This window comes from Candidatus Polarisedimenticolia bacterium (assembly GCA_036001465.1).
Lineage (GTDB): Bacteria > Acidobacteriota > Polarisedimenticolia > Gp22-AA2 > Gp22-AA2 > Gp22-AA3.
In genome coordinates, this window is record DASYUH010000091.1 from 1 (window position 1) to 8,362 (window position 8,362).

At 65.4% G+C, this 8,362-nt stretch carries 9 protein-coding genes; 6 read left to right on the forward strand and 3 right to left on the reverse strand.

The annotated features are described in order from the left end of the window. Window positions 1–147 precede the first annotated feature (147 nt). From VGV60_16465 to VGV60_16475, 3 genes are read right to left on the reverse strand one after another with little or no spacing between them, the layout of a single operon-like run. The gene (locus VGV60_16465) at window positions 148–1,086 is read right to left on the reverse strand and encodes a hypothetical protein (protein ID HEV8702867.1); all 939 of its coding nucleotides are present in this window, start codon (window positions 1,084–1,086) and stop codon (window positions 148–150) included. Window positions 1,087–1,096: 10 nt separating this feature from the next. After that, the gene (locus tag VGV60_16470; GenBank protein HEV8702868.1) at window positions 1,097–2,008 is read right to left on the reverse strand and encodes a tetratricopeptide repeat protein; all 912 of its coding nucleotides are present in this window, start codon (window positions 2,006–2,008) and stop codon (window positions 1,097–1,099) included. Window positions 2,009–2,018: 10 nt separating this feature from the next. Continuing rightward, the gene (locus VGV60_16475; GenBank protein ID HEV8702869.1) at window positions 2,019–2,396 is read right to left on the reverse strand and encodes a helix-turn-helix transcriptional regulator; all 378 of its coding nucleotides are present in this window, start codon (window positions 2,394–2,396) and stop codon (window positions 2,019–2,021) included. 398 nt (window positions 2,397–2,794) lie between these two features. Between VGV60_16475 and VGV60_16480 the strand changes: the two genes are divergently transcribed. From VGV60_16480 to VGV60_16505, 6 genes are all read left to right on the forward strand, one after another. Next, complete coding sequence (locus VGV60_16480) at window positions 2,795–3,721, forward strand: RNA polymerase sigma factor RpoD/SigA (protein HEV8702870.1); 927 nt, start codon at window positions 2,795–2,797, stop codon at window positions 3,719–3,721. Between the two features lie 133 nt (window positions 3,722–3,854). Further along, window positions 3,855–4,136: a DUF507 family protein gene (locus tag VGV60_16485; GenBank protein HEV8702871.1), complete on the forward strand. Its 282-nt coding sequence runs from the start codon at window positions 3,855–3,857 to the stop codon at window positions 4,134–4,136. Next, complete coding sequence (locus VGV60_16490; GenBank protein ID HEV8702872.1) at window positions 4,133–4,417, forward strand: DUF507 family protein; 285 nt, start codon at window positions 4,133–4,135, stop codon at window positions 4,415–4,417. The genes VGV60_16485 and VGV60_16490 overlap by 4 nt, the downstream gene beginning before the upstream one ends. Before the next feature lie 22 nt (window positions 4,418–4,439). Further along, a complete protein-coding gene (gene selB / locus VGV60_16495) occupies window positions 4,440–6,377 on the forward strand; it encodes a selenocysteine-specific translation elongation factor (protein HEV8702873.1) in 1,938 nt (645 codons plus the stop codon). A gap of 48 nt (window positions 6,378–6,425) precedes the next feature. Next, window positions 6,426–6,608: a twin-arginine translocase TatA/TatE family subunit gene (locus VGV60_16500; protein HEV8702874.1), complete on the forward strand. Its 183-nt coding sequence runs from the start codon at window positions 6,426–6,428 to the stop codon at window positions 6,606–6,608. Between the two features lie 72 nt (window positions 6,609–6,680). After that, window positions 6,681–8,362 (forward strand): ChaN family lipoprotein (locus VGV60_16505; GenBank protein ID HEV8702875.1); only part of this gene is annotated, 1,682 nt, incomplete at its 3' end.

The window sequence follows — 8,362 nt, forward strand, 5'->3', positions numbered from 1 at the left end:
CACCTGGGCGGGATGCTCTTCGGCTATCTCTACCTGAAGCGCGTCTGGAGGCTGAAGGATTTCTGGAACGGCATCGTATGGCGCCTGCGGCGCCGCCGTTTCCGCGTGATGCGGGACGACGAGAACTACCCTTTCCACTGACGGAGATCAGTTGCAGGCGTTCGGGAGGAAGCGCTCGGCGAGCAAATCCGCGAACTGTAGCGGAGCCTGAGCCGGAGCGGGCATGAAGGCCAGGAGACTGACCCGGCCGTTCAGGAATTCGGCCACCATCACCGTCCCGGCGTCCGCCGTCGGAAAAACCAGGACCTGCTTGCGGCACCCATGGCCCGACCCGACGCCCCACGCGTGGGCCTTGACGCAGTGGAGCACGACCGGCGCGTCGATCCCTCCCTGCACCGTCCCCCCTCCAGGCAGGAGGATCCGGCTCTGCTGGGCGGCACAGCCGCCGTCCCGGCAGCCCCGCCAGTTGACGGGGGCATCCGTCACTCCCTGAAGGGGGCCGTTCCCGGGGGACTTCAACCTGGGCCTCTGCCGCCCCAGGCCCAGGACGTCGATCGCCCGCGGCGGCCCGAAGAGCACTCCCGAGGCGAGATCGATCGGCGCGTAGAAGAACCGACTGGGCTGGACCACATAAAACAGGAACGAGCCGTCCTGGCCGGCCGCGAAGAGCGGCAGGTCATCATTCCCCGGGCCGAAGGTGAGGAAGCGGAAGTTGGTCCACGCGTCGTCGGTGAACCGCGAGAAGGCGATCTTGCGGTATACCCCGTCGAACCGGCTCCAGACCAGAACCAGCGAGCCGCTGCCGTCCGTGGCGAGGAAGGGGGCCGAATCCCGCGCGGCGTCGCCGGTCGGCGGCACGGTGCCGACGCGCGTCCCGGAGGCGTCGGTCACCGAGAAGGCGATCGACGACACAACGGCATCGCGCCCCGGGTTGGCGCGACCGCGCTCCTCCCATACGGAGACCAGCTTGCCGTCGCCCGACATTACGGTCCGGGGCTCGGCGGAGGCCGGCAGGCAGGATGCGACGAGGCCCAGAAGCGCCGCGCTTCCGATCCCGATCGCTTTCGCCTTCATCCGTCCGCCCACGGCCCCGCTCCTAGAAGGGGTTCTTCAGGTTCAGGATATTGCTCACGTCAAAGGTCCTGAGGAACTGCTTCAGCACCGGCAGGTGCGGATACAGCTCCTGCAGCTTGTCGAAGAAGAAATCGCTCCGCTCCTCGTTCTCCATCAAAAGGTTCACTTCGCCGAGGAGGTAGTAGCAGTTCTTCAGGATGTCCTTGTAGTCCCGCTCGGTGGCGATCGCCAGCGCCTTCTCGCCGTACTCCTCGGCGCGCTTCAGCTCCTTGAGCTGCATGTAGGCGAAGCACAGGTCCTGGTAGCACTCGACGAGGCAGCGCGTGTTGCCATTGGCGAGGGAGATCTGCAGCGCCTCGAGGATCGTGGCGATTCCCTGGTGGTACCGCTTCTTGAGCAGGCTGCAGTAGCCCAGGTTCTCCTTGATGAAGTCGACCGGGGTGAAGGTGCCGAGGTTCCCTTTCTGGCTGATCGTCAGGGCGAAGCGGTACTCCGCCATGGCGTCGTCGAGGTAGCTCATGTTCATGTAGATGTTGGCGATCAGGTTGTGGCAGGTCGCCGTCCAGGCGACCTTGTCGAGCGACTCGCAGGCCCGCAAGGATCGCTTGGCGTAGAGCAGCGCTTTCTGCAGCCGCCCCTGCTTGCGCAGGGCGCTGGCCAGGTTGTAGGAGGCGAGGAAGATGATGTGATTGTCGGAGTGCTTGAGCAGGATCTCGCGAAGGCCCTTCTCGGCCTCCTGGATCATCCCGAGGTTGAGACGGGCGGTGCTGAGGTTGCAGGTGGCGCGGTCGACGAGGAACTGGTCGCCGATCTCGCGCGCCAGCTGCAGGGCGGACTCGAAATGGCCCGCGGCCACCCGGTATTCGCCCTGCTGCACCTGATAGGAACCCTCAGCCGTCAACTCGGAGTACCTGGTCTCGAGTTCGGAGGCCATCTCGGGCTCCTCAGTTGTCCTTCTTGACCTTCTCGTCCCGGACCCTGTCTTCGGTCTGCAGCTTGAACTGGATGAAGCTCTGCACCTCGTCCTGCACGCGCGGAGGGAGCTTCTGGAACTGCCGCAGGAACTCGAACTCGCGCTCGCGCGCCGCGCCCCCCGCGTCCTCGTTGAAGAAATCGGCGATGTTCATCTCGAAGATCGACAGGATCTTGAAGAGCGTCTCGAGGCTGACCTTGTACTCGCCGTTCTCCATGCGACACAGATCGGACTGCTGGATGCCGATGCGGTGGGCCAGATCGGCCTGCGTGAGCGCCCGATCCTTCCGGAGTGACCGGATTCTGGAACCTACGAGCAAAGACTGTCTTTTGAATTTTGACGTCATCATGCGGTAAATCCCGTGTGATCCGTCCGAAACGACTGAAAAACCAAGTACTTCATGCCAATGTGGCTAACCCAAAAAGTTCTTGACACGCTTGTCGCGCCAACATATACTTGCGTCGTCAGCTCACACAGCCATAACCATTCGCCGCGTCAATATCTTGATGAAACCGTCGAGACCAAGCGCGCTGCCGGTAGCCTCTCAAAATTTCGAAAGCGCCTCTCGGGAGGATGCACGTGTCTCCGAACGCGACTTTCGAAAACGTCTTCATGAGGGGGCTCCGCGTCCACGCGGTCGAACCCACAAAAAGTTATCCTAAATGTATGGCGTTACAAAAGCGAAGTCAAGGGAAAAGAAGTTGACATACCGGGTCAGGTGAGGGGAAAAGGAGAAGGACGAGCCTGATGGCAAATCGTTCTTTCGAAAGAAGTTCCTGTGTTTCGAAGTACCTCCAGGAGATCAGCGAGTTCCCGCTGCTCACCAAGGAGGAAGAGCACGCCATAGCCGTCCGGATGGGCGAAATGGTTGGCAAGGACGGCTCCTATCACGACCTGGTCAAGTCCAACCTCAGCTTCGTCGTCAAGATTGCCAGCGAGTACAAGAACATGGGGCTGCCCTTCGAGGATCTCCTGAACGAAGGGAACATCGGCCTCATCGAGGCTGCCCACCACTTCGACCCCTCCCGCGGCACCAAGTTCATCACCTACGCCATCTGGTGGATCCGCAAATCGATCCTGAAGGCCCTCTCCCAGCACTCCGCCATGGTCCGCATCCCCAATTACCAGCTCAAGAAGGTCCGGAACGTCCGCAACACGGAGCGGATGCTGGCGAAGGAGCTGGGACGGGAGGCCGACCGGGAGGAGATCTCGAAAGAGCTCCGGGTCACGATCGCCAAGATCGACGAAATCCTGCAGATGAAGCTGCGGGAGCTGTCCCTCGACGACAAGGTCGGCAAGGACAAGGACACGCCCATCTCGGACTACCTGGTCGACGGCCGCTCGGTCAATCCCGAGGACGAGCTGATCAAGAACGAGAGCCAGGTGGTGATCCGCATGGCCCTGCGCAGCCTCACCGACCAGGAACAGACGGTGATCATCAACCGATTCGGCCTCGAGGGGGGGCGCGTCTTCACCCTCAAGGAGATCGGCGAGAAGCTCGGCGTGTCGCGCGAGCGGGTCCGGCAGATCGAGAACCAGGCGAAGAAGCGCCTGCGCAAGCTGATCGCGCGCCAGCAGCGCACCGACGGGCTGACGGCCGCGCGGAACGGCCGGGCGCACTCGGACGAGATTCCCGCGGCGCGCATGCGGGAGAAGGACACGCTGTCGCACTGAGCACCGCCGGCCGCCTCCTTTCGGAGGCCGGCGCGAGACCGGGTCACGAGGCTCCACCCATTCCCCGCGGCGACGCGGGGAATTTTTTTGTGCTATTCTGCGGCGGCACGAATTCAACGGAAACGGGCGGCCCATGCGACTGACGCGCGACCAGGTCGAAGCGATGTCCCAGAAGATCGTCCGCGGTCTGATCCGCGACGAGCTGATCACCGCGGACCACCCGGAGAAGGCGATCGATCTCCTGGCCCAGGTGTTCGCCGCCGACCTGGAGGCGGAGGAGCGCCTGAACGAGGAGGTCCACGAGCTCCTCAAGAACTACTCGGACGAGATCAACCGCGGCATGGTCAACTACCAGGAGCTCTTCCGCAAGGTGAAGTCGAAGCTGGCGCGCGACCGCAAGCTGGTGATCTCGTGAAGCTGAGCCACGAGCGCTGCGTCCACCTGTCCCACCTCCTGATCAACGCCATGGAGGACGACGACGGGATCGAGTTCCTGGGCGACCTCAACGACATCCGCCTGCGTATCCTGAACATCCTCGAGTCCGAGCTGATCAAGGAAGACGAGATGGAAGAGGCGATCCGCCGCAAGATCGCCGCGCAGAGACGTGACCTGCCGGAAGGCAGCGCCGAGTGGGACCTCCTGTTCCGCAAGTACTACGACGAGGAGGTCAAGAAGGTGAAACGGGTCCGCGAGTAACCCGGCCGCAGGACCTCACGCCATGAGCACCCCCCGCCAGATCGTCGTCGGGACCGCCGGCCACATCGACCACGGCAAGAGCGCCCTGGTCCTGGCCCTCACCGGCACCGACCCCGACCGCCTCAAGGAAGAGAAAGAGCGGGGCATCACGATCGACATCGGGTTCGCCAGCCTCGTTCTCGAGGACGGCACGCGCCTCGGCTTCGTCGACGTCCCCGGCCACGAGCGCTTCGTCAAGAACATGCTGGCGGGGGTCGGCGGCATCGACCTCGTCCTGCTGGTCATCGCGGCCGACGAGTCGATCAAGCCGCAGACCCGGGAGCACTTCGACATCTGCCGCCTGCTGCGCATCCGGCACGGCATCATCGTGCTGACCAAGAGCGATCTGGTCGAGCCGGACATCCTGGATCTCGTGAAGCTCGAGGCGAAGGAGTTCGCCGCCGGGTCGTTCCTGGAGTCGGCCCCGGTCGTCGCCGTGAGCAGCCGGACCGGCGCCGGCCTGGCCGATCTGAAATCGGCCCTGCGGGACCTCGCCGCCCGGGTCCCGCCCCGCCCGGCGCAGGGGCTGATGCGCCTGCCCGTCGATCGCTCCTTCAGCATCAAGGGGTTCGGAAGCGTCGTCACCGGGACGCTCATCGCCGGCACGATCCGCGAGGGGGACGAGGTGGCGGTCCTGCCCCACGCGATCACCGCCCGCGTGCGCGGCATCGAGGTCTTCAACCAGCTGACGAAGGAGGCGCTCCCCGGCCAGCGGACGGCGGTGAATCTGCAAGGGGTCGAGGCCGGGGCGGTCGAGCGCGGGCATCTCCTGACCGTGCCCGGCATCCTGAAGCCGGCGCCCATGCTCGACGTCGAGATCGAAGTCCTGCCGGAGCCGGAGGCGCCGCTGCGGGACATGGCGCGCGTCCGCTTCCATCACGGCACGCTCGAGGCGATGGCGCGCGTGAAGCTGCTCGAAGGCAAGGCGGTCCCTCCCGGCGGCAGCGGCTTCGCCCAGCTGCGCCTCGAGAGCCCCGTGGCCGCCCTGCCGGGGGACCGGTTCATCCTGCGCCGATATTCACCCCCGGTGACGATCGCCGGGGGGACCGTTCTGCACAACCAGCCGCCCAAGCTGCGCCCGTCGGCACCGGGAGGGCGCGAGCGGTTCGCGCGGCTGGCCGATCCGGCGCCCGCGACCCGGATCCTGACCCTGCTGGACGAGGCCGGCGTGTCCGGCATCGACTCGGGCGGCCTGAGGTCCCTCACCGGACTCGATCCCGAGGAGATTGCCCGCGAGCTGAAGGAGATGGTGCGGTCCGGCCGGGTCGTGGCGCTGCCGGCGCCGGCCGTCCGTTACGTCGAGGGGGAGGTCTGGCGCGCCCTGTCCGCCCGCGTCGTGGCCGATCTCGAGGCGTTCCACAAGAAGGAGCCGTTGAAGGAAGGGCTCCCGCGTGAGGAGCTGCGCACCCGGCTGTTCGATCGAACCCATCCCGACGTCTTCAAATTCATGCTGGCCGACCTCGTGCGCGCCGGCGCCATCCGGATGGAGAAGGACCGGGTCGCCGCCTCCGCGCACCGGATCGCCCTGTCCGGGCCCGAGACGGCGCTCATGGAGCAGATCGAGGGACGCTTCGCCGCCGCCGGGACCAACCCGCCCGAGCCGGACGACCTGGCGGCGGCCCTCAAGGCCGACGCGAACCAGGTCGCGCGCCTGTTCCACCTGCTCCTGACGCGCGGGCGGCTGGTGCGGATCCCGGACGGCAAGGTGTTCCACGCCCGTGCCATCGATGACCTCAAGCAGCGCCTGTGGGGGCAGAGGGACAGAAGCCCGGTGATCGACATCTCCGAGTTCAAGGAGCTGAGCGGGACCAGCCGCAAGAACGCCATCCCGCTTCTGGAGCATTTCGACCAGCTGCGCGTGACGCGCCGCGAGGGGAACAAGAGGCTCATCCTGCCTCCGCCGGGGACCCCCGCTCATTGACTAACCCCCCACCGGGGGCTAAGATGGTTCGCTTGGGGGGCCAGACACATGGGTCCAATCGGCGTTCCTGAACTGATACTGATCTTCATCATTCTGCTCCTGATTTTCGGGGGCAAGAGGATTCCCGAGCTCGCCAAGGGACTGGGTGCCGGCATCCGCAACTTCAGAGAGGCCATGCACGGCGGCGGAGAGCAGGGAGATCAGAAGAACAAGGAGACCAAGGGCAACTGAGCGTCGCGCTTCGCATCCTTCCCGTTCCCGGGCGCGCGCGGGCGCGCTGAACGTCCGGCCCGTGAGCCCGCCATGTCGAGCCAGCTTCCCCTGACCACGCCCTCCCCGCAGATCCGCGAAGAGATCGCCCTGCAGCGGTCCACGGTCGCGCGCCTCAAGCGGGACATCCTGGGCGTCGATCGCAACGCCCGCAAAAGATACATCCGGGACTTCCACGACGAGTTCTCCCACATCGAGGGGCCGTCCTCGTTCGACGACCTGGTGGTCGCCTGCTACAAGGCCGATATCGTCTACATCGGCGATTACCACGCCCTGCCGGCGTCCCAGGGGTTCGCCGCCCGCCTGCTGCGGGAGATCGCCGAGCGATCGCGCGAAGTGGTCCTGTGCGTCGAGATGGTCTACGCCCGCAGCCAGAAGATCCTCGACCGGTACATGGCCGACGAGATCGGCGACGCCGAGTTCCTGCGGGGCATCCGCTACGACCTGGACTGGGGCTACGACTGGCAGTCCTTCCGGCGCATCTTCGAGGCGGCGCGCGAGCGCCGGCTCTCCGTCTACGGCATCGACAGCGAGCCGCGCAAAGGGCTCCGCTACATCGGCAAGCGGGACGCCCACGCCGCGGCGCGCGTCGCCGACATCGTCCAGGCCCGGCCCGGCGCGAAGATCGTCGTCGTGATCGGCGAATCGCATCTGGCGCGCAACCACCTGCCGGGCAAGGTGACCGCCAATCTCAAGGCCAAGGGGCTCGAGCGCCGCGGCGTCATCGTCCTGCAGAACCTCGAGGACATCTACTGGCAGCTGGCCGAGCGGGGCCAGGAGCAGGTCGACGTCGTGAGCCTGGGGCCCGACCGATTCTGCCATTTCAACACCAGCCCGCTCGCCAAGTACGAGGCGTACCGCCAGACGCTCGAGGTGTGGAAGGGGGACGCCGAAGACGAGGGGGACGTCGATCTCAGCTCCACCGTGTACAACATGATCGACACCATCCTGAGGTTCCTGCGGATCGACAAGTACACGCACGTCGTGCGCCGCCCCGGGCGGTCCCGCACCTTCCTGGTCGACGCCTATCCGGACGTCTATTCCGGCCTCGAGGACAAAGAGCTCGAGCATCTCCTCCGCGGCCACCAGTTCACCGACGAGGAGATCCACGAGATCACCGGCCACATCTCCGAGCGCGGCTCCTGCTACATCCCGCGCATCAACGCCATCCTGATCGGCCAGCTCAACGTGATGCACGCCGGCGAGGAGGCGGCCCACTTCATCAACCTCACGCTGAAGGGGGAGATCTACGAGAACGCCCCGCGCGAGATGCCGCAGCACGACCTGTTCTACAACGGCGTCCTGGAGGAGGCGCTCGGATTCTTCGGCTCCAAGCTCCTCGACCCCAGCCGCAACCACTTCTTCGAGACCGAGCTGTACCAGTACTACCGCAAGGACAAGGAGACCATCGAGCGGGAGACCCGCTTCTCCTACGAGGACTTCAACACCATCATCGAGTTCATCCTGCTGCACAAGAAATTCGAGCAGAACTACGACAAGTACGACGAGGTCCCCCCCGAGATCCTGGCCGGCATCCGCTCCGAGCCGCGCCGCGGCAACATCCTGATCCACGAGCTGGGGTATTTCCTCGGCCAGCAGATCCACGACGCCTACCGCGCCGGCGTCCTCGACCGCCGCGAGATCGCGGAGTTGTTCCGGCGCTCCTTCCGGGCCAGCGGCAGCGCCCTCAAGACCTATCTCGATCTGACCGAGCG

What these genes read in the sequence shown, in the direction of transcription:
- VGV60_16500 (HEV8702874.1), top strand. Translation starts at nt 6,426, where the DNA reads ATGGGTCCAATCGGCGTTCCTGAACTGATACTGATCTTCATCATTCTG.
- VGV60_16475 (HEV8702869.1), bottom strand. Translation starts at nt 2,396, where the DNA reads ATGATGACGTCAAAATTCAAAAGACAGTCTTTGCTCGTAGGTTCCAGA.
- selB (HEV8702873.1), top strand. Translation starts at nt 4,440, where the DNA reads ATGAGCACCCCCCGCCAGATCGTCGTCGGGACCGCCGGCCACATCGAC.
- VGV60_16480 (HEV8702870.1), top strand. Translation starts at nt 2,795, where the DNA reads ATGGCAAATCGTTCTTTCGAAAGAAGTTCCTGTGTTTCGAAGTACCTC.
- VGV60_16485 (HEV8702871.1), top strand. Translation starts at nt 3,855, where the DNA reads ATGCGACTGACGCGCGACCAGGTCGAAGCGATGTCCCAGAAGATCGTC.
- VGV60_16470 (HEV8702868.1), bottom strand. Translation starts at nt 2,008, where the DNA reads ATGGCCTCCGAACTCGAGACCAGGTACTCCGAGTTGACGGCTGAGGGT.